The organism is Enterococcus sp. VV15 (assembly GCF_005236045.1).
GTDB lineage: Bacteria > Bacillota > Bacilli > Lactobacillales > Enterococcaceae > Enterococcus_B > Enterococcus_B durans.
The window spans coordinates 1-1048 of record NZ_QPTY01000102.1 but is presented as its reverse complement, the minus strand read 5'-3'; the positions used below and the strand labels follow the sequence as shown (position 1 = coordinate 1048).

Annotated in this window: 1 protein-coding gene; it reads right to left on the bottom strand. The window is 24.6% G+C overall.

Going from position 1 to position 1048, the window contains the following annotated elements; genetic code table 11:
* Window positions 1-50: 50 nt before the first annotated feature.
* On the bottom strand, window positions 51-629 hold the full coding sequence (locus tag DVW83_RS14765) for a DUF4352 domain-containing protein (protein WP_137239691.1): 579 nt from the start codon (window positions 627-629) through the stop codon (window positions 51-53).
* Between the last annotated feature and the right edge of the window lie 419 nt (window positions 630-1048).

Below are 1048 nucleotides of genomic sequence, written 5' to 3'. Positions count from 1 at the left end.
TATAATTTTTAAACATAAGGCACACTCCTTGTCGGTTTGGTTTAGTCACTTTAATCATACAAGGTTGTGTGCTTTTTATGTACCTTTAAATCAAAAAAAGTGGGGCAATAATCAGATTTTTTTCTGACTATTGTCCCACACACATTTAGATTCCAAACAATATGTTTTTGATCACTTAAAAAATAAACTAATTGATCTAGGGTATCTTTTTTATCTAATTCGAAATAAAGATCTCCTTCAATCTCTTGGTCAGGTTCTATTTCTTGTCCCAAAATATTATAATTTGTGCTTACGCTATGCTGTTTTTCATCTTTCGTTTGAAGACGAAAATCTATTGATCCTAATCCTTTAGAAGCAGAAGAAATATTTTTACCTTTTACATGTATTGTATATAAAATTTTGCCTTTTTTATCACCATTGATTTCCTTTTTATCAGGTTTGTTTACAGTGATTTCTAAACCATCAATAACATTCGTTTTGTCTAAATCATTAATTTTTTGAGTTTCTATATTTAGTTCTTTATTAGAAGAAGTAGAATTTTTCGATGTATTTTTATAATTATTTTTACAACTAGTTAAGATTGGTGTCGATAATAATAATAATATACACAATAATAATATTTTTTTCATTTATTTTTATCCTCCTTAGATTTCTTAGTCATTTTAACAAGTTTTTATTTGTTTCAAAATCATTTTACGGATTTTAATGAGATACAATTTAGATATATTCTATTATTGATTTTTCAGGATTTTTGTACATCTATAATGAAAATAGGTTAATGATAAAGTAAGAAATGAGCATACTATTGTTTTCTATTTGATAAGATAAAAGTGTAAAAAACTATGAGACTATAACATAAAGCAGAGTAGAAGAAAATGTTTATTTTTCTTTCTACTCTGCTTTATTTATATTATATTCGTTTAAAAATATTTTTTTCACTAGTTATTATAAAGAATATTCTAATAAATTTTAGTCAAGTCCATAATCCTGTGTAAAATACTATACAATGTTTTACCGGTCTCTCATTGATCAAACTTAATATATTTTC